Source organism: Pseudomonas sp. LBUM1640 (genome assembly GCF_059716225.1).
Genome location: NZ_CP166816.1, coordinates 1,193,837 through 1,212,172, shown reverse-complemented (window position 1 = coordinate 1,212,172; position 18,336 = coordinate 1,193,837). Strand labels below are relative to the sequence as shown.

The following is an 18,336-nucleotide window of genomic DNA, read 5'->3' as shown; positions in this document are numbered from 1 at the left end:
GTTTGGCTTACCCTTTTAGCTGTATATAAATACAGTAGTCGCAAAAGACAACTATCGTGAAGGCATGTGAGGTGGTGAATGGCCGTCGAAGTGGTATACCGCAGCAGCCGAGATCTGGAGCGTTTGTTCATGGATAAAGCCGAAGCTGACCGTCATGACAAGATGCTTGAACTCGCTGAGTTGCTGGCAGAAGTGTTGCAAAAAGCCGTGCCGTCCCTGAGCGAGCAGCAGGTGGAGGAAGCCGGGATTTACATGGCGAAGAACCGCGATGTATTTGCCAAGGCGTTCAAGAGCCAACCGGACGCACTGTCCGAGTTGCTGAACCCGCCAGCGGAATAAGCCCGAATTGAACAGGCCCTGAATCAATGGTTCAGGGCCTTTTTAATGCCTGGGTTATGGGTAGAGCAGGCGTTCGGCAAGCTCATCCGCCACCCGTGCGGGTGAGCGTTTTTCGGCTTGGGCGTGGGCGAAAATTTCCGTCAGGCGTGTGCCGATGTTCGACAGGTGCGCGGTGATGCCCGGCAGCTCGGCCCCACCGTGTTTGAGCGCGACGTAGATCAGGCCACCGGAGTTGATCACGTAGTCCGGGGCGTAGAGAATGCCGCGCCCTTCCAACTGGTCGGCAATCTCCAGGTTGGTCAGTTGCGCGCTGGCGGACCCAGCCACGGCGGCGCAGCGCAATTGGCCGACGCTGAGCCGGTTGAACACCGCGCCGACGCCGCAAGGCGCGAGGATGTCGCACGGCGTGCTGAGCAAGGCATCGTTGGCGATGGGGTGTGCGCCCAGCTGCTCCATGGCCAGTTGCACTTTGCCGTGGTCAATGTCGCTGACCAGCAGTTCGGCGCCGGCGGCGTGCAGTTGTTCGGCCAGGGCGTAACCGACGTTGCCCAGGCCCTGGACGGCTACGCGCAAGCCCTCGAGGTTGTCACTGCCCAGGCGCGCCATGGCGGCGGCGCGGATGCCGGTGAACACACCCATGGCGGCATGCGGCGCCGGGTCGCCAGCGGCGGTGGTGCTGGTGACGAAGCGGGTGTGCTGGGCGATGCAATCCATGTCGGCCACCGAGGTGCCGCTGTCGATTGAGGTGATAAAGCGGCCGTCGAGCTTTTCGATGCAGCGCCCGAACGCTTCGAACAGCGCCGCGCGGCTTTCCACGTGCACCGGGCGGATGATCACTGCCGTGCCGCCCCCTACCGGCAAGCCGGCCAGGGCAGCTTTGTAGCTCATGCCTTGGGCCAGCCGCGCGGCATCGGCCACGGCACTTTCATCGTCGGGGTAGGAGAGATAACGACAGCCGCCCAACGCGGGGCCCAGGCGGCTGTTATGGATGGCTATGACCGCCTTCAGCCCGGTCACCGGGTCGACGCTCAGGTGCAGCGATTCAAGGCGGGTGCTGTGCATGAGCGCAAACATCGTCAAGCTCCCGAATCACTTCTGGTAGAGGCACAAGTATAGGCTTGTGGTTGAAATCTGCCGAAATACACTGGAATAAGCCGAGCTATTTCGTAGGCCGTACGACATAAGCAAACGGGATATTTCTTAAGTCACTGGACGAAAATTCACAGCAAGGCTAAAACGGGGGCATCTGCCGGAGAACGCAATGAATCCCCGCACAGCCTTTTTCGCCTGCCTGGACCGTTCACCCCCTGCGCTGTTTGAAGCCGCGCTGTGGATTGCTGCCGAGCACGATCCGGCCGTGCAGCCGTTGCTGATCCTGCAAGATCTCGCGTTACTGCAACAACAGGTCAGTGTGGGCATGCCCATGTTGCCCGCCGATGAGCTCGGCCAGCCGCTGCTGCGGCGCATGAATAACCTGGGGTTCGCCCAGGATGACTTCACCCCACTGCGGCCCGCCGCCGCCCTGCTGGACAAGGTGCTGCAGCGCAAACGCGGGCAGCCCTTGGCGATGGGGCTGATCGCGATGGAGATGGCGCGGCGCCTGAATATCCCCATGGTCGGCGTCAACTTTCCGGGGCATTTCCTGCTACGCGTGCCCGGCGCCGATCACTTGCTGGACCCGTGCGGCGGACGGCGTCTGTACCCCAATGACTGCCGCGAGTTGTTGCACCGTCAGTACGGGCCGAATCTCAAGTTACAGGCCGACCACCTGCTCACTGCCGAACCGCGTTCGATCCTGCAACGGCTGTCACGCAACCTGCGCCAACTGCACCTCGCCAACGACAACCCGTTGGCCGCCTTGATCGATGCTGAACGCGTGCTGGAGCTGGGCAATGCCAGCGCCGCCGACTACCTGGCACGTGCCAGCCTGTACCAGCGCCTGGACTGCCCGAGTGCCGAGCGCTTTGACTTGGAGCACGCGTTGTTGCTGAGTGAGGACCCGATCCAGCGTCTGCGCCTGACCGAGCGGCTGGGGCACCTGCCGCCCAATTCAGTGGTGCACTGAGCTGATTATTTCGGGCGCATGGTCTGTTGTGGCGAGCGGGCTCGCCACATAAACCGCATCAGGCGTTGAATCAGTGATGGGTCGGCGCTTTGAGAATATCGCTGTGCCGCGGGATCGTCGGCGCACTCGGTACTGGCGAGCGCACCTGAATGATCAACAACGCGGCTATCACCGCCGGAATCGCGCAGAAGAAGAAAATCTGCTCCACCGGAATATGCATCGCCAGCAACATGCTGCCAAACAGCGGCCCCAGAATTGAACCGAACCGCCCCACACCGAGTGCCCAGCCCGTCCCCGTGGCACGCACGTGTGCTGGGTAGAAATTACTGGCGAAGGCATTGAGGGTCAGTTGCCCACCGATGATGCAGAACCCGGCCGCGAACACACAGGCCACCAGATAGCGCGGGTTGTCGTGGTTCAGGCCGAGCAAAATGGTACACAGCGCCGCCGCTGCCAGCACGCCGGAGAGCAGTCGCACTTTGCTTTTCAGGCGGTCGGCGAACCAGGCCATACCAATGGCGCCCAAGGTGCCAGCAAACAGGAACATCGAGGTCACCAGGTTGGCTTGCTTCAATTGCAGGCCGCTTTCCAGCAACAGCGACGGCAGCCAGCTGATCATGAAATACAGCAGGATCAGGCTGACGAAAAAGGTCGACCAAATCAGCACGGTCGGGCGCGCGTAGCCGTTACGGAACAGTTCCAGCACCGTGAGTTTGCTGCCTTGTGCCTGACGGTTTTGGGCGTCGCTGGCCAGCGGCGGTTGCCAACCCGGCAGCATGCGCGCCGCGACCTTTTGCAGCCGCACATACGGCGGTGCATCACGCAGCAAACGCGGCAGAGACTCGGGCAACAGCCACACCAAAAAAGGAAACAACAGCAACGGCGTCACGCCGCCCGCCAGGAACACCGCCTGCCAGCCGTAGCCTTCGATAAACCCGGCGGCGACAAAACCACCGGCTGCGCCGCCAAACGAAAAGCCACAGGCGGCCAGCGTCACCATCAAGGTGCGCATCCGCGGGGGCGAATAGTCCGACATCAACGCCATGGCACTCGGCATCGCACCGCCCATGCCGATGCCGCAGATAAACCGCGCCGCCATCAGGGTGGTCAGGGAATTGGCGAACACCATCAGCACCGTGAGACTGGCGTAGATCAGCACGCAACCGAGCAGGATACGCCGCACGCCAAACCGGTCGGCCAGCGGCGTCACCAGCAATGAGCCCAGCGTCAGGCCGAGCAGGTTGGCACTGAACACGGGCCCGAACGCGGCTTTCTCCAGGCCCCAATCCTTGGCCAATGCCGGCACCACGTAGCCCAGCACCTGGGCATCGTAGCCGTCGGTCACCAGCAGCAGCGCCAGCAACAGGAGAATCAACCACTGATAGCGCGACACCGGACGGGCGTCGAGTGCCGCGCGAAAGCTGGCAAGCTGATTGTGCATCGCAAGGTACCTGTTATTTTTATAAGGATGACGCCGACCAAAATGTGGGAGCGGGCTTGCTCGCGAAGGCGTTGTGTCAGCGACAAATGTGTCGACTGATCCGACGCATTCGCGAGCAAGCCCGCTCCCACAATGATTTAGGGTGTGTCTGGGGTATCCGGTTGGTTAGCCGGATGCGCCTGCACAAACGCCGGATGCTGCGCCGCCAGCGCCGCCACGCGGCCAATACGCGGGTACGCGACCAACGGCACCTTGAAGCGCTCCGCCGCGTACAGCTGCGGAATCAGAAACGCATCCGCCATCCCCGGCCGCTCGCCAAAACAAAAGCCGGTATCGCCAATCAGTTGCTCCACCGTGCCCAAGCCCTGGCTGATCCAATGCCCGATCCATTCGAGCACGTGCGCCTCATCGTGCCCCCACTTGCGCAGCAGGTTCTGGGTGCTGGAGTTGTGCAGCGGGTGGATATCGCAGCCGATGATCGACGCCACCGCACGCTCATGGGCACGGGTCGCCAGGTCCTTGGAGAGCAGCGGCGCCTGTGGATAACGTTCTTCCAGGTATTCGATGATCGCCGGCGACTGGATCAACAGGTCGCCGTCATCGGTGCGCATGGCCGGCACACGGCCTTGTGGGTTAATCGCCAGGTATTCGGGCTGGCGATTGGCGCCGCCCGGCGGCACCAGCAGGTTGACCGGCAGCGCGGTGAAGTCCAGGCCCTTGAGCGCCAGGGCGATACGCACCCGGTACGACGAAGTAGAGCGGTAGTAAGTATAGAGTTCCATCGCCCTGCCCTCTTAGCGCGCCGCGACCACAGTGCCACGGCATTCGCCGAAGCCGATGGAGGCAAACCCGTCGCGGCTGCAACGGGCGCGCAGGATGATTTCGTCGCCGTCTTCGAGGAACTTACGTACCTCGCCGGAGGCCAGTTCAATCGGCTTTTTGCCGCCTTCAGTAATTTCCAGCAGGCTGCCGAACTGCCCCGGCTGCGGCCCGGACAAGGTGCCCGAACCGAACAAGTCACCGGCCTGCAACTGGCAACCGTTGACGCTGTGGTGGGCAACCATTTGCGCCACGGTCCAGTACATGTGCTGGGTGTTGCTCAAGGTCAGGCGATGGGCCGGCAGGTTTTGCTCGCGCATCGCGGCGGTGGTCAGCAGCACCTCCAGTTCGATATCAAAGCCGCCTGCCGCCTGGTCACGCTTGTCGAGCAGGTACGGCAGCGGCTGCGGGTCACCTTCGGGGCGTGCCGGTTGGGCTTTGCGGAACGGCTCCAGCGCTTCGGCCGTCACCACCCATGGTGAGACGCTGGTGATGAAGCTTTTCGACAGGAACGGGCCCAGCGGCTGGTATTCCCAGGCCTGGATATCCCGCGCCGACCAGTCGTTAAGCAGGCAAAAACCGGCGATGTGTTCGGCGGCGTCGCCAATCGCAATCGAGTCCCCCATGGCATTGCCCTGGCCGATCCAGATGCCCAGCTCCAATTCGTAATCCAGGCGCGCGCAGGGGCCGAAGCTTGGCTCGGTCTGGCCGGCGGGCAGGGTCTGGCCTTTAGGGCGGCGCACCTCAGTGCCCGACGGACGAATGGTCGAGGCGCGGCCGTGATAACCAATCGGCACGTACTTGTAGTTCGGCAGCAGGGGGTTGTCGGGACGGAACAGTTTGCCGACGTTCTGCGCGTGTTCGATGCCGACGTAAAAGTCGGTGTAGTCACTGATTTTTGCCGGCAAGTGCATCTGGCAATTCGCGGCAAGGTGCAGCACTTGCGCCTCGCGGGTTTGCAGCTTGCTGCCTTCGGCGAGCAACTCCAGCAGGCGCTCGCGCAGGGCTACACGCGGGCCACGGCCAAGTTCGAAAAACCCATTCAACTGGCCGCCAGCAGTCGCTTCAACGGCGCGGCGGGCTTCACCCTCAAACTCATCCAGTGCGGCGTGCAGGTCGAGGATCGCGTCGCCAATTGCCACGCCGCTGCGCGGCGCCGAACCGTTGATGCTGAACACGCCCAACGGCAAGTTCTGCAAGGGGAAATCACGGTGACCGTTAGCGGAGTCCACCCAGCTGCGGGTTAGCGTTGGTTGAGTCATCGGTTATCTCCGGTTCGGGTTGAAGGTGGCAGGCAGCGAGGCCCAGCACGCGTCGTAAGAAGGTTGCAGTTGCGGGCATTCCAGGGCGAACTGCGTCGGGCGCAGCACTTGGCTGGTCTCGAACATGAAGGCCATGGTGTTATCGATCTTGTGCGGCGCCAACTCGACGTTGATGGCCTTGGTGCAGGTCTCGCCGTCCGGGCCGTGGGCGCTCATGCAGCTGTGCAGCGACGCGCCACCGGGCAGGAAGCCTTCGGCCTTGGCGTCGTAGGCTCCCTGGATCAGGCCCATGTATTCGTTCATCAGGTTGCGGTGGAACCACGGCGGCCGGAACGTGTTCTCGGCCACCATCCAGCGCGGCGGGAAGATCACGAAGTCGAGGTTGGCCAGCCCGTGCACGCTGGTGGGCGAGGTCAATACGGTAAAGATCGACGGGTCCGGGTGATCAAAACTCACCGTGCCGATGGTGTTGAAACGGCGCAGATCGTATTTGTACGGCACGTTATTACCGTGCCAGGCGACCACGTTCAGCGGTGAGTGATCGAGCTCGCAGGCCCACAGCTCGCCGAGGAATTTCTGCACCAGCGTCGTAGGCTTTTTAAGGTCTTCGTAGTGAGCGACCGGCGTGAGGAAGTCACGCGGGTTGGCCAGGCCGTTGCTGCCAATCGGGCCAAGGTCCGGCAGGCGCAGCGGCGCGCCATGGTTTTCCGCGACGTAACCGCGTGCTTGCGCATCCAGCAGTTCGACGCGAAATTTCAGGCCACGCGGCAGCACCACGATTTCCAGCGGCTCGACGTCCAGCACGCCCAGTTCGGTGGCGATGCGCAGGCGCCCCTGCTCGGGCACGATCAACAGTTCGCCATCGGCGTTGAAGAACACGCGCTCCATCGAGCGATTGGCGCGGTAGTTATAGATGCTGATGCCTGACGGTTTTTCCGACCCAGAATTGGCGACCATGCCCACCAGCCCGTCGATAAAGTCCGTCGGCTCGCCGGGAATATCCAACGGGTTCCAGCGCAAGCGATTCGGCGTCACCGCGCCCAACGGGCCACCTGCCAATTGCCGATCCAACTTAACGAACGCCGGGTGATTGGCTGACGGTTGAATGCGGTACAGCCAGGTACGCCGGGCTTCGCTGCGCACCATGGTGAAGGCCGTGCCGGAGAACAGTTCGGTGTACAGGCCGTAAGGGGCTTTTTGCGGCGAGTTCTGGCCAACAGGCAGTGCCCCGGGCAGGGCTTCGCTGGCGAATTCATTGCCCAAGCCCGACAGGTATTCGAGGTGCATGGATCATCCTCTGTGCGGAAGTTGTTTTTATCGTAATCCAGTTACGCATAACGTAATTTGATCACTATCGACCGTCAAGCTATAAAGACGCCCATTCATCTCTCGGATTCTCGCCCTTCCATGGAAAAGCCCCGCGACACCGGTAAACAAAAAGTCCGCTCGGCTGAAGTGGGCACCGACATCCTCAAGGCCCTCGCCGAACTGTCCCCGGCCACTTCGCTGTCGCGCCTGGCCGAGCATGTGCAGATGCCGGCGAGCAAGGTCCACCGCTATTTGCAGGCGTTGATCGCCTCGGGCTTTGCCGAACAGAACACCGCCACTAACCATTACGGCCTGGGCCGCGAAGCACTGCGTGTGGGGTTGGCCGCGCTGGGCAGCATGGATGTGTTGAAAGTCGGCGCCCTGCCTTTGGCGGAGCTGCGCGATGACCTGAATGAAACCTGCTTTTTAGCCGTGTGGGGCAACCAGGGCGCGACCGTGGTGCACATCGAGCCTGCGGTGCGCGCGATTACGGTGGTCACGCAATTGGGTTCGGTGCTGCCGCTGCTCAGCTCCTCCACCGGGCTGGTGTTCAGCGCTTACCTGCCGTCGCGGGAAACCGTGGAGTTGCGCGAGCGTGAGATTCAGGCCGGGATCGCCCATGCCTTGGCTGACGACCAGGCCTACGCCAGCGCCTGCGCACAGATCCGCAGCCGTGGCCTGCACTTTGTGCATGGTTTGCTGATGCCCGGCGTCGATGCGTTGTCGGCGCCGGTGTTCAACGCGGTCGGCCAGGTGGCGGCGGTAATGACCGTGGTCGGCCCCACCTCACTGTTCCACGCCGATGAAGATGGCCCGGCGGCGCAGCGTTTGCTGGCGGCGACCCGGGCCGTGAGTTGGCGGATGGGCTATCAGCCCTGAATCAATCGTCCCAGCGTGACAGGGCCACCGCGACGCGGTTCTCCACAGCCTTCACCTGCGCGCCGGCCACCACGTAGTTGTTGCTGATCATCGAGAACACCAACCGGCGCCCGTGGGCGTCGGTGATGTAACCGCTCAACGATGACACGCCGCCCATGGAGCCGGTCTTGGCGTGCAGGTTGTTTTCAGCCGGTGTGCCGCGCAGGCGATAACGCAGGCTGCCGCCGGTCATGCGGTCGGTGTTGCCGGCAACCGGCAGCGCGGTGTACCAGGCGTTGAACCACGGCTGCTTGCTCGCGGCCAACAGCAGGTCGGTGAGGGTTTGCGACGACACCAAGTTGAGCCGCGACAGGCCCGAACCGTCCACCTGCTTGAGCGTCGCCGTGTCCAGCCCCTGGCGTTTGAGAAACCCATTGACCGCCGCCACGCCCGCCGCCGCCGTGCCGCTATTAGCGGTCTTGCGGCCCATGGCTTTGAGCAAGGCTTCGGACATGTTGTTATTGGAGAGTTTGAGCAGCGGCGTGATCAGTTCCTGCAACGGCGCCGATTGATGCTCGGCCAGCACGGTCACGCCGGCCGGGCTTGCAGCGCCCATCACCCGATGCCCGAGCACCGTGATGCCCTGCTGCTTGAGTGCGTGTTCAAACAAATTGGCCACCAGTTGCGTCGGTTCCCAGACGCTGACCAGTTGCGGGCTCTGCCTGCCCGGCGCCACAGCGCCACTGAGCTGAAGCAAGTTGGTGCCATGACGGCGGTTGATCCCATACGTATTGCCCGGCCCACTGACGGCGCGGTTGCTCAATTGCAGGTAATCGGTCGGCGGGAAAACCTCGACGCTCACAGGCTGGCCGACTCGTACCGGCGCCTTGGCCGTAACCAGCACGCTGCCCGCATCAAAATCCGCATTGGGCGACACGGTCAGCGCCGAAATTTGCGCGCCGTAGTAGGTGGTTTCATCATCATGGGACCAGTCGACACCCAGCCGCTCGGCGTCAAACCAAGTGTCGTCAAACACCAGATCGCCCTGCACCTGACGCACGCCCTGGCTGGCCAGTTGCGCCGCCAGGGCCTGATAGTCGGCGAATTGAAGGGTCGGGTCGCCCAGGCCACGCAGGTACAGGTTGCCGGTCAGGCGATCGCCCTGGCGTATGCCATTACTCAGCAATTGCGTGGCGAAGCGGTATTGCGGCCCCAGCACGTCCATGGCCGCCGCGGTGGTCAGCAACTTGAGGTTGGAGGCCGGCACCAGCCGTGTGCGTGGGTTGTGCTGATAGAGCGTGGTGCCGCTGCGCGCGTCACGCACCATCAGCGACACCGAGGCGCCGTGCAGCGCCGGGTCGGCCAGCAATTGATCAAGGGAGTTGGAGGTTTGCGAAACACTCGCGCAGCCGCCCAGTAAAACGCTCAAGCCGACCAGCATTGCGCTGGTGTGTATCCATCTGCCCAACTGCATCTGTACCGTTTTCCCGCAAAGTCTTCAGTGGCGGCAACGCTACCAGCTCAATGCCGTTGTGGCGAGCGGGGCTTGTCGTGGCAAGCCGCTCACCCCAACCAGGTTAAAACTGCAGAGTACTGGACACCGACACCTGCCGCGCATCGCCCAGCGACACAAACACCCGGCTCGCGGCCGAGGTGTAGTACGTGCGGTCGAACAGGTTTTTCACATTGACCTGAAACTTGACCTTCTGCCCTTCGATCTTGGTGTCATAGGTGGCAAACGCGTCTGCGACGGTGTAGCCGGGCAGGTTGAAATCGTTGGCGGCATCGCCTGCGCGCTCGCCGACATACCGGGCACCGGCGCCAACCCGCAGTTGATCACCACCGAAAATATTGCCGAAGTCGTAGACCGCCGACAGCGAACCGGTGTGCTTGGCCACGTTTTGCAGGCGGTTGCCCTCAAGGGTCGGGTCTTTGTCCTTGGTGTCTAAGGCATCGGTGTAGGCGTAGCTGCCGATCACGCTCCATTGGTCGGTCAACTGGCCGGTGGCGTCCAATTCCAGGCCTCGCGAGCGCACCTGGCCGGCAATGCTGTAGACGGTGTTCGCCCCGGAACCCACCGACACCAGCACGTTGCGCTTATCGATATTGAACAACGCCGCGCTGGCGGTAATACGCCCTGGGATGTCGAGCTTGGCCCCCAGTTCCCAGGATTTTGACTCCTCAGGCGTGAGGTCGCCGGTCAAGGTGCTGCCATCGGCCAAGGCGGCGATGGTGGAGTTGGGTTTGAACGACTCGGTGTAGCTGCCGTAGAACGACAACTCATCCGTGTAGCGGTACACCAGGCCGGCACGCGGCACCCACGCCTGGCCATTGCCATTGGTGTTGGCCGTGAATGGCACGCCCTTGCCGGCGTACTGGTCGTACATCTGATAGCGCACACCGCCCACCAGAATCCACTGATCGGTCAGGTGAATGGCGTCCTGGAAGAACAGTGAATCGCTGCGCAACAGGTCGGTCTGGGCGCTGTCCTTGGCACTGACGGTGGTGCCTTGCACATCCTTGCCGTAGACCGGATCGAGGTAGCTGAAGGCGCTGCGTTGCGCCTGGCGAATCAGGTCGGCGCGATAAATCTTGCGGTACTCATCGTCCAGGCCGAACACCAGGTCATGCTGCATACCACCGAGGTTCACCTTGCCTTCCAGGCTCATCGTGGCGAAGCGATCGGTGGTCAGCGCGCCCCGCGTGCCGTCCATGCTGCGGGTCAGGGTGCCGTTAGGGTTAACCGAAACAGTGCGCACCTGGCTGGCGTCGTAGGTCTCGCGGTTCCAGCTGTAGCCGAAATGCGCCTTCCAGTCGTCGTTCAAATCGTGGTCGACTTCCAGACGGTACAGGTCGGAGCGGCCTTCCATATTGTTGAACGGCTCATCCAGGCGACGGGTGGTGGGGATATTCAGCGGGTGGTTGGTCTTGGGGTCGATGGCGGTGCCACGGTCGAACGGCGAGAGGAACTCGCGGTGTTCATAGGCGAAGACCACTTTGGTGGTGTCGCCGTACCAGGCCAGGGACGGCGCCACCAGCGTCTCGCGGTGGGTGCCAAAATTGCGCCAGTAGTCTTCGTCTTGATGGTCAACGATCAGGCGATACGCCAGGCCGCTGTCGCCAATCGGCCCAGTAGTGTCGAGGCTGCCGCCACTGCCGTTCTTGCCGTCGCCAAAGGTCGAGCCGCGCGCGGTCAGGGCGGTTGATTGGGTCAGTTCCGGCTTTTTGCTGACGATATTGACCACGCCGCCCGGGTCCTGAATACCGTACAACAGCGAGGACGGACCTTTGAGCACTTCAACGCGCTCAGCGGTGGCGTTCAACGCACGCCCCTGCACCACCGGCATGCCGTCTTGCATGATCGAGCCGTTACGGTTATCGCCGAAACCGCGCAGCATCACCGCGTCCTGGGTACTGGCCAAGGTGTTGGCCTGGGTGATGCCGCTGATATTGGCGAGGGCATCGTCCAGGTTACGCGGGGTCTGGTCGCGCAGCACTTGAGCGGGCACCACGTTGACGGTTTGCGGGATTTCCAGCAGCAAGCCATGGGAGCGCATCACCGAGCTGGTGGGCGGCGGCTGGTAGCTGGTGCTGTCCTGGGCTTGGCCGGCACCGCTGATGGTGGTGGCGCCGAGGTTGACCGCGCCGTCGGTGGGCACGGGTTCCAGGGCCAGGGTGCGGGCGTCGATCTGGCGGAAGGTAAAGCCTGAGTGGCCGAGCAGGCGTTGCAGGGCCTGGGTCGCGCTCATCTGCCCGCTGACCGCCGGGGCGCTGAGGCCATAGGGCGCTTCATCGGTGTAGATCACGCTGATGCCGGTGACCCGGCTGAAATCGCTCAGGGCCTGGGGCAGCGGCTTGGCTGCCAGGGCAAAGTTGAACTGGGCGCTTTGCTGCTCCTGCGCCTGCGCCACGGCCAGGGGCAGCAACGCCAACCCCGACACCGTCAATACCGAGGCTCCCAGCCACTGTTTTACCCAACCGCCCGCCGTCGATTTCATGCTGTGAGAACCCGTGTAGAAAACGCTGTTAATGCGAATTGATCGCAGTTTCAAGCACTACACGGATGGGCGGCAGATTTACCTCACCTTGTTTTGAAAATAATTTTGTTTACTGCGCCTGAATGCGGAAACCCAAGCGTGGGAAATGCACCTGCACGATACCGCCACGTTCATCGGTACGCCGCAGGATCAGTTCTTCGCGCCCGGCGAACAGCAACTCACCGGCGACCGGATCAACGCCATAGTCGGTCGCGCTGATCGTCACGTGCTGGCCAGGCTTGAAGCCGTTGGGGTCTTCGAAGATTTCCTGCGGCAAGGTCGCGGGCGTGGCATTGCACGCAATCTCAATTCGCGTCCCGGCGAGATGGGAAGCCATCAGTCAAATCAATGAACCGCTCGCCGCCAGGCATTCCTTGGCGCTCTTCTTCAGCTTCTTGATCAGCCGCTCCTGGCGCAGCGCCTCACCCTTGCTCGCGCACTGCTCGGTGTACACCAACGCCACGGCCGGGCTGGACAAAAAGAACCGCGCGCCCTTGCCGCTTTGATGAGAGGCAAAGCGGCGCACCGGATCATTGCTGATGCCGCAATACAACGAGCCATTGGCGGCGCGCACCAGGTAGACGAACCAGGGTTTGGGTTCAGGAAGATCAGTCACAAGTCATGTCGGCAAACCAAAGGAGCGCCAATCTTATCAACGACCGGCCTGGAATGCCTTCAAGCCTTTGAGCGCCTGAGCGCGCACGGCGTTTTTCAGCGCAGGCGACCAGCCCAGCAACAGGCCTTTGAGGCCCAGCGCCTGGCGCGACCACCGCCACAGGTCGAAGTGATCGTGGTGCTCGCAGATCTTGCCGTCGCGAAACACAAACCGCGCGCCGATATCGTTGACTACCGTGTTGCCGGTGGCGCTGAACAGGTACGTCGCCACCCAATGCGCGCTGCCGGTGGTTTCATCGCTGCGCACATGGTCGAAGGTCAGGGAAAAATCCTTGGCGCGGGTGGTGAGCATGCGCCACATATCGCCCGCATCACGACCACGCAGTTCGCCGAAGGCCGGGTCGCTGAACAGTACGTCATCGGTATAGCAGGCGGCCATGGCTTCGGCGTCCAGGCGTTGAAAAGCACGGTAGAACTCGGTGATCAGGGCGTTGTGGGCATCACTCATGGGCAGGTTTCGCACGGTGGTCAGAGGTACTGAACGATAATCTGCGCCACAGGGGAAAGCCATGGCTATTCGCCACGGGAATGAGTGATGCCCGGCGGGGTTAGAGGTAGATGACCTCCAAGGTGGCGCTGCCGTCTATGTGGATTTCTTCGGCAACCGGCAGGTCTTTCTTTTGCGCGAGGGTTGCGGCGACGACTACGTCTGTTTTGTACGTCGTGAATGCCAGGGGCGTAGGGGTCGCGTTGCTTGGGTCCTTGACGGTGCGCATCCAACCTGGCTGCCAGACCGAATTGACGGCATCCAACCAAACATCACCCGCCACAGATTCAATCGAGGCACCGGGTATGTCATCGGCGCTTACTTCAGTCATTTTCAGTAAGTACCAGCCAATTTTTTTATCACCACTGGCCAGGCCCATGCCAAAAAAGGACACTGATCCATATTGGTCCGCTGCGGTGCCGGCGCGGTTATCCGTACTCTTGATGGCCATCACCGTCGGTCCGTCGCACGTGATCGACAACTGCACAGAGGCCTCGGGAAGCACTGTGAAGCCCCAAGGGTTCAGGTCCTGTGCCGAGATTTTCCCATGGTCTACCACCCCGCCATTGGACAAAGTGGGCGTACACGCCGACGGCGTGATTTTGCCGACAACACTGAGGTCCACGCTGGAGGCGGCTATTGCATTAGAAACACCGGCCAACAACAATGCGCCGGTAATAAGTACACGAGACGGTTGCATATCAATGCTCACTTTCGGTCGATTATTAGCAGGCTGGGCAGGTGCGCAAATACGCGCCGCCAACCCGTAAGTTCGACTCAACTAATAGACTAGGAGTGTTAGGCCCTCCCACGCTAATGGCGAGGGACGGTGACAAGTTAGCGGACAATTCGTTCAAGCTGAATGCAAGTAATACGAATCCCCGTCAATGCGCTTATTAATTAGACACCGTCATAAAACTACAACTTTCTACGGCACCATGCCCGCCGAGCGCGCATACGCGAACAAGTCCACATCGGTTGAAATACACAGCCGGCTCATGGCCGTGCTTTTCTGTTTGCTGATGGTCGAAATGCTGCGATTGACCCGTGCCGCAATCTGGCTGACGGTCATGCCGCTGGCCAGCATGCGCACCACTTCGCGTTCCTTGCCGGACAACTGCGGGGCTTGCGATTGGTCGCCCGTACCGGCTTCGTGCAACTGCTCGCGTAAACATTCGCTGGCGAAAGTCTGGCCTTTGATCACCGCCTTGATAGCCAGGGGCAGCTCCTTGGCCGAGGCTTTTTTGGCCACGATGGCCTGCGCGCCATGGGCGAAAGACGCACGCAGGGTCGCGATGTTGGCAAACATGGTGACCAGAATCACCGGCATCTTGGGGTATTGGCGCTGCAACAGGCTCAGCAAACAATAGCCATCAGCCTGACGCCCACCCGGCATGGCGAAATCGGTTACCAACACGTCACAGGGCGTGGTGCCCAGCAATACCAGCAATTCATCGGGGCCACTGGCTTCACCGACGACTTTGCACGTGCCACTCGCTTCAATCACCACCCTTTGCCCAATGCGGACAATGGGGTGATCGTCGGCAATTATTACTCGAAGCATAAATACTCACGGATGATGGCCACTTGATTCCGGGCAAAATACCTCCGCCAGCGCTCTTCAACAACCGCCAGGCAGAAGCACTTTTCAGCCGAACCCAGTGCCTTGTAGTGCACTCCATTAAACTTACAAAATAAAAGGAAAATGCCCACATACAAAAACTACAACTCAAAAGAACAAATTCCTACAAGCCAAACTGAAACCTCATAACGTACTCACGTACGCGAAGTAATGTTTGAGGTCATGCTCAAACATCTCCAGCCTTCCCAGGTTCGCCCGCACGCCATGGATGCGCACCTGTTCAATCAGCGCGCCACCCTGCGCCTCCAAGTCGTCGCAGCCTAAAAACGCCAGGCTTCCCAGCAGGCGATGCAGCCGCTCCAACGCAAGCTGGGCGTTCAACGTAGTGCGCGCATCGGCCAGGGCCGCGCAGTCCGTGCGAGCTTCGCGCAGCAGGCTGCCGAGCATCTGGTTGACCACCTGATCGCTGCCGAAGGTCTGGACCATGCCCGCGCGCGTCGGCCAGGCTGTTGAGCCCCTGGGCGTTGGCGGCGATACCTCGCACGGTGGGCCAGGCAGCCAACACCCCAGCACATCGCACAGCTGCGCAAACGTCAGCGGCTTGAGCAGCCAGGCATCCATGCCGGCATCGCGGCAGCGTTGGGGATCGTCAGGCAGCAGGTTGGCGGTGACGGCAATAATCGGCACCCGTCGATGCCCGTTCGCCTGCTCGTGCAGGCGTATGGCGCGGGCCAGGGCATACCCGTCCATGCGCGGCATATGGCAATCGCTGATCACCAGGTCGAAATGGCGGCGCGTGATGGCAGCCAAGCCTTCACCTCCGTCGCCCACCACTTCGTGGCCAAGCCCGAGTTTTTCCAGGAACCAGCCCAACAGCGCCCGATAGGCCGAATGGTCCTCCGCGACCAATACGACCAGGTGCCGCCAGTGATCGGGTGGGGAGAAATGAAACGGCACGCGCTGCAATGAGACATCGCTCGAGAGCACTCTCGCTCACCTCGTTGATGGTGTCGGTGATGCAGCGCCCGCGGGCCAGGAACATAGCGTTGTCTGGGGTGGGAGCGCTGACGCGACAGTCAACGGCAAAGCACTCTGCAGCGTGTTCTAGGTATTCAGATGACGGCCATCGCAAAAGGAAAATATCTTTTCGGATGCCACTCTGGCCATACAACAACTACGAAACTGACCATTTACCTACATCTTGCAGTTAATTATTCCGACATTCGGCAGGCCTTTTTCGCCGCCATCGCCATTGTCGTAAAAGTTGTATGTCACCGGCCGAGGCCCATCGCTAGATTACTGCTCACTCTTGTCGGGGACGGTCCGCCGCTCCCCGAGCAGTCCAGAAAAACCTTAAAAGCCGCCTGGCACCCTTGCCCCCTTCTCTCAGCGTGTGTCGCTGCGGCGTGACTCAACGTACTGGAACCACTGAAATGCACACTCCTTTCGCACTGTTAGCCACCACCCTGTTGCTTACGGGTGCCTCGACCGTTTTTGCCGCCAGCAGCGTAGACCTGACGGTCCAGGGCCTGATTACGCCCAGCGCCTGCACGCCCAGCCTTTCAAGCGGCGGGGTAGTCGACCACGGGAAAATTGCGGCCAAGGATTTGAAGCCGGACACCGGCACGCTCTTGGGTGACCAAACCCTGCAAATGGCGATCGCCTGCGAAGCGCCGACCCTGCTGGCACTGCAGGGCATCGATAACCGCGGCAATGCCCCTGACCCTTTCAGTACCTATGGCCTGGGCCTGGTCGACGGCAAAAAACTGGGCTCGTACACCCTGGCGTTCACCAACGCGATGGATGACGGCGCAGCGATCTCCGTGCTTGAGTCCAGCGATGGCGGCCTCAGTTGGAAGGAAAACTATCCGGGCGACATCATGCCTGTGGCCTACCGCGCTTCGTTCGGTGATCGCTCGACAGGCAGTTGGGCACCCACCCCGGTCCAGAACGTGACAACCGACCTCACGGTGCAAACCATTATCGGCCCCACAGCGGGGATGAACCTGACCAACGAAGTGCACATCCTCGGCTCCGCCACGTACGAAGTGCGCTACCTGTAACCGACCCGCTTGATTGCATCGCCCACAAGGACCTGTGCCCATGGAAAGAACCACGCCCGCCGCTCTTGCCCTGCTGTTGGCTGCCTGCGCCCCAGGCGCATTCGCCGCGAGTAACACTGATTTGAGCGTCACCGGGATCATTACCCCGTCCTCTTGCACGCCGACCTTGTCCGACGGCGGCGTCGTCGACCACGGCAAGCTGACGGCCAGGGACCTCGACCCGGACAAGCCCACCAGCCTGCAAGTCGGCGAAATGAGCTTGCAAGTGCAGTGTGAGGGGCCGACGTTTTTCACCCTGACCACCCTGGACAACCGCGCCGGCAGCGCAGCGCTCAACCAGGCGCACCATGGGCTGGGCATGGCCAACGATGACCAGAAACTCGGCAACGTGGCGTTCGGGCTGTTCAACCCGGTGGCCGACAGCGTGCCGGTGCAGGCGATCTTGTCTCGCGACGGCGGCGCCACCTGGATGCCCTCGGCTTACCTGGGCCACACCGCCTTGACCTCGTTCGCACCGTCGAGCGGCCCCAACACGCCGATGGCGCTGCAAACCCTGAGCGCTCAACTGCGGGCGTTCACCACGATCGTGCCCGCCAGCGACCTGAGCTTGCTTGACGAGGTGCCGATCGACGGCCTGGCCGTGATGCAACTCCAGTACTGGTAAGCCCTTTTCCCGTCTCCTCACTCAGGAACCACACCATGAACACCGCCTTCAAAACCCTCGCCACTGCCATGCTGCTGCTGGGCAGCGCCCACGCACTCGCCGCGTCCAGCGTCGACCTGACGGTCAAGGGCCTGATTACCCCAAGTGCCTGCACCCCAACACTGTCTAACGGCGGGGCCGTGGACTACGGCAAGATCTCAGCCAAGGATCTGAAACCTGACGCGCAGACCTTTCTGCCCCCCCAAACCGTGCAATTCGCCGTCACCTGTGACGCCGCCACCCTGATAGCGATGGAGGCCAAGGACAACCGCGAAGGGTCTGACGCCAACAACGACGTCTTGGAGTTCGGCCTGGGCCTGATCAACGGCACGGAAAAACTCGGCGGCATGGAATTAAAACTGTTGAACCCGGTGGCCGACAGCGTGCCGGTCGGCACCATCGGTTCCTACGACAATGGCGTCACGTGGGGTGTCGAACGTAACCTGATGCGCAACAACCTCATCGCCCCCGCCGTGGCCGGCGTCAATTCGCCGATCCCAGTCCAACTGTGGACTGCCGACCTCAACGTCCTGCCCTTTATCGCCAAAACCAGCGGGCTGACCCTCACCAATGAAGTCGCCATCGACGGCTCGGTGACCCTCACCGTGCGCTACCTGTAACGACATCCGAGTTGAACAACGGCAGGCCTTCACGCCTGCCGTTGTCACGTACACAAACGATGAACCGGCAACCGGTG

Annotated in this window: 18 protein-coding genes and 1 pseudogene; 6 read left to right on the top strand and 13 right to left on the bottom strand. The window is 61.7% G+C overall.

The window, feature by feature from the left end; genetic code table 11:
- Positions 1-78: 78 nt before the first annotated feature.
- Positions 79-339, top strand: a complete 261-nt coding sequence (locus ACA065_RS05415; protein WP_010564043.1) for a YebG family protein — start codon at positions 79-81, stop codon at positions 337-339.
- A gap of 54 nt (positions 340-393) precedes the next feature.
- On the opposite strand, the gene ACA065_RS05410 is transcribed toward ACA065_RS05415, so the two are convergent.
- On the bottom strand, positions 394-1,413 hold the full coding sequence (locus tag ACA065_RS05410) for a Glu/Leu/Phe/Val dehydrogenase family protein (RefSeq protein WP_497693620.1): 1,020 nt from the start codon (positions 1,411-1,413) through the stop codon (positions 394-396).
- A gap of 187 nt (positions 1,414-1,600) precedes the next feature.
- Between ACA065_RS05410 and ACA065_RS05405 the strand changes: the two genes are divergently transcribed.
- Complete coding sequence (locus ACA065_RS05405) at positions 1,601-2,404, top strand: SirB1 family protein (RefSeq protein ID WP_497693619.1); 804 nt, start codon at positions 1,601-1,603, stop codon at positions 2,402-2,404.
- Positions 2,405-2,474: 70 nt separating this feature from the next.
- Here ACA065_RS05405 and ACA065_RS05400 read toward each other — a convergent pair whose 3' ends face one another.
- The 4 genes from ACA065_RS05400 to hmgA all read right to left on the bottom strand — a co-directional run bounded on the left by ACA065_RS05400 (position 2,475) and on the right by hmgA (position 7,213).
- Complete coding sequence (locus ACA065_RS05400) at positions 2,475-3,845, bottom strand: MFS transporter (RefSeq protein WP_497693618.1); 1,371 nt, start codon at positions 3,843-3,845, stop codon at positions 2,475-2,477.
- Between the two features lie 137 nt (positions 3,846-3,982).
- Positions 3,983-4,627 (bottom strand): maleylacetoacetate isomerase, encoded by a 645-nt coding sequence (gene maiA / locus ACA065_RS05395; protein WP_497693617.1) that lies wholly within the window; start codon positions 4,625-4,627, stop codon positions 3,983-3,985.
- A gap of 12 nt (positions 4,628-4,639) precedes the next feature.
- Entirely contained in the window at positions 4,640-5,926 is a 1,287-nt protein-coding gene (fahA, locus tag ACA065_RS05390) for a fumarylacetoacetase (protein ID WP_497693616.1), read from the bottom strand.
- 3 nt (positions 5,927-5,929) lie between these two features.
- Entirely contained in the window at positions 5,930-7,213 is a 1,284-nt protein-coding gene (hmgA, locus tag ACA065_RS05385) for a homogentisate 1,2-dioxygenase (RefSeq protein ID WP_497693615.1), read from the bottom strand.
- A gap of 120 nt (positions 7,214-7,333) precedes the next feature.
- On the opposite strand from hmgA, the gene ACA065_RS05380 reads away from it, so the two are divergent.
- A complete protein-coding gene (locus tag ACA065_RS05380) occupies positions 7,334-8,113 on the top strand; it encodes an IclR family transcriptional regulator (RefSeq protein ID WP_497693614.1) in 780 nt (259 codons plus the stop codon).
- A gap of 1 nt (position 8,114) precedes the next feature.
- Here ACA065_RS05380 and dacB read toward each other — a convergent pair whose 3' ends face one another.
- The 8 genes and pseudogenes from dacB to ACA065_RS05340 all read right to left on the bottom strand — a co-directional run bounded on the left by dacB (position 8,115) and on the right by ACA065_RS05340 (position 15,860).
- Complete coding sequence (gene dacB, locus ACA065_RS05375; protein ID WP_497693613.1) at positions 8,115-9,566, bottom strand: D-alanyl-D-alanine carboxypeptidase/D-alanyl-D-alanine endopeptidase; 1,452 nt, start codon at positions 9,564-9,566, stop codon at positions 8,115-8,117.
- 103 nt (positions 9,567-9,669) lie between these two features.
- Positions 9,670-12,090 (bottom strand): TonB-dependent siderophore receptor, encoded by a 2,421-nt coding sequence (locus ACA065_RS05370; RefSeq protein WP_497693612.1) that lies wholly within the window; start codon positions 12,088-12,090, stop codon positions 9,670-9,672.
- A 109-nt stretch (positions 12,091-12,199) separates the two neighbouring features.
- Positions 12,200-12,439 (bottom strand): annotated as a pseudogene (locus tag ACA065_RS05365) (glutathione S-transferase family protein); the annotation flags it as partial.
- Positions 12,440-12,469: 30 nt separating this feature from the next.
- A complete protein-coding gene (locus ACA065_RS05360; RefSeq protein ID WP_025855645.1) occupies positions 12,470-12,745 on the bottom strand; it encodes a GIY-YIG nuclease family protein in 276 nt (91 codons plus the stop codon).
- A gap of 36 nt (positions 12,746-12,781) precedes the next feature.
- Positions 12,782-13,252, bottom strand: coding sequence for a nuclear transport factor 2 family protein (locus tag ACA065_RS05355; protein ID WP_497693611.1), 471 nt, complete (start codon positions 13,250-13,252; stop codon positions 12,782-12,784).
- 100 nt (positions 13,253-13,352) lie between these two features.
- Positions 13,353-13,991, bottom strand: coding sequence for a DUF1120 domain-containing protein (locus ACA065_RS05350; RefSeq protein WP_497693610.1), 639 nt, complete (start codon positions 13,989-13,991; stop codon positions 13,353-13,355).
- Positions 13,992-14,219: 228 nt separating this feature from the next.
- Entirely contained in the window at positions 14,220-14,855 is a 636-nt protein-coding gene (locus tag ACA065_RS05345) for a response regulator (protein ID WP_497693609.1), read from the bottom strand.
- Between the two features lie 201 nt (positions 14,856-15,056).
- Complete coding sequence (locus tag ACA065_RS05340) at positions 15,057-15,860, bottom strand: response regulator (protein WP_497693608.1); 804 nt, start codon at positions 15,858-15,860, stop codon at positions 15,057-15,059.
- 446 nt (positions 15,861-16,306) lie between these two features.
- Between ACA065_RS05340 and ACA065_RS05335 the strand changes: the two genes are divergently transcribed.
- Genes ACA065_RS05335 through ACA065_RS05325 form a run of 3 tightly spaced genes read left to right on the top strand, consistent with a single transcriptional unit; the run spans position 16,307 to position 18,259 of the window.
- On the top strand, positions 16,307-16,936 hold the full coding sequence (locus ACA065_RS05335) for a DUF1120 domain-containing protein (protein ID WP_497693607.1): 630 nt from the start codon (positions 16,307-16,309) through the stop codon (positions 16,934-16,936).
- A gap of 40 nt (positions 16,937-16,976) precedes the next feature.
- Positions 16,977-17,600, top strand: coding sequence for a DUF1120 domain-containing protein (locus tag ACA065_RS05330; RefSeq protein WP_497693606.1), 624 nt, complete (start codon positions 16,977-16,979; stop codon positions 17,598-17,600).
- 35 nt (positions 17,601-17,635) lie between these two features.
- Complete coding sequence (locus ACA065_RS05325) at positions 17,636-18,259, top strand: DUF1120 domain-containing protein (RefSeq protein ID WP_497693605.1); 624 nt, start codon at positions 17,636-17,638, stop codon at positions 18,257-18,259.
- Positions 18,260-18,336: the final 77 nt, after the last annotated feature.

What these genes read in the sequence shown, in the direction of transcription:
- fahA (WP_497693616.1), bottom strand. Translation starts at nt 5,926, where the DNA reads ATGACTCAACCAACGCTAACCCGCAGCTGGGTGGACTCCGCTAACGGT.
- hmgA (WP_497693615.1), bottom strand. Translation starts at nt 7,213, where the DNA reads ATGCACCTCGAATACCTGTCGGGCTTGGGCAATGAATTCGCCAGCGAA.
- ACA065_RS05415 (WP_010564043.1), top strand. Translation starts at nt 79, where the DNA reads ATGGCCGTCGAAGTGGTATACCGCAGCAGCCGAGATCTGGAGCGTTTG.
- ACA065_RS05380 (WP_497693614.1), top strand. Translation starts at nt 7,334, where the DNA reads ATGGAAAAGCCCCGCGACACCGGTAAACAAAAAGTCCGCTCGGCTGAA.
- ACA065_RS05335 (WP_497693607.1), top strand. Translation starts at nt 16,307, where the DNA reads ATGCACACTCCTTTCGCACTGTTAGCCACCACCCTGTTGCTTACGGGT.
- dacB (WP_497693613.1), bottom strand. Translation starts at nt 9,566, where the DNA reads ATGCAGTTGGGCAGATGGATACACACCAGCGCAATGCTGGTCGGCTTG.
- ACA065_RS05400 (WP_497693618.1), bottom strand. Translation starts at nt 3,845, where the DNA reads ATGCACAATCAGCTTGCCAGCTTTCGCGCGGCACTCGACGCCCGTCCG.
- maiA (WP_497693617.1), bottom strand. Translation starts at nt 4,627, where the DNA reads ATGGAACTCTATACTTACTACCGCTCTACTTCGTCGTACCGGGTGCGT.
- ACA065_RS05370 (WP_497693612.1), bottom strand. Translation starts at nt 12,090, where the DNA reads ATGAAATCGACGGCGGGCGGTTGGGTAAAACAGTGGCTGGGAGCCTCG.
- ACA065_RS05405 (WP_497693619.1), top strand. Translation starts at nt 1,601, where the DNA reads ATGAATCCCCGCACAGCCTTTTTCGCCTGCCTGGACCGTTCACCCCCT.
- ACA065_RS05410 (WP_497693620.1), bottom strand. Translation starts at nt 1,413, where the DNA reads ATGTTTGCGCTCATGCACAGCACCCGCCTTGAATCGCTGCACCTGAGC.
- ACA065_RS05355 (WP_497693611.1), bottom strand. Translation starts at nt 13,252, where the DNA reads ATGAGTGATGCCCACAACGCCCTGATCACCGAGTTCTACCGTGCTTTT.
- ACA065_RS05330 (WP_497693606.1), top strand. Translation starts at nt 16,977, where the DNA reads ATGGAAAGAACCACGCCCGCCGCTCTTGCCCTGCTGTTGGCTGCCTGC.
- ACA065_RS05350 (WP_497693610.1), bottom strand. Translation starts at nt 13,991, where the DNA reads ATGCAACCGTCTCGTGTACTTATTACCGGCGCATTGTTGTTGGCCGGT.
- ACA065_RS05325 (WP_497693605.1), top strand. Translation starts at nt 17,636, where the DNA reads ATGAACACCGCCTTCAAAACCCTCGCCACTGCCATGCTGCTGCTGGGC.
- ACA065_RS05345 (WP_497693609.1), bottom strand. Translation starts at nt 14,855, where the DNA reads ATGCTTCGAGTAATAATTGCCGACGATCACCCCATTGTCCGCATTGGG.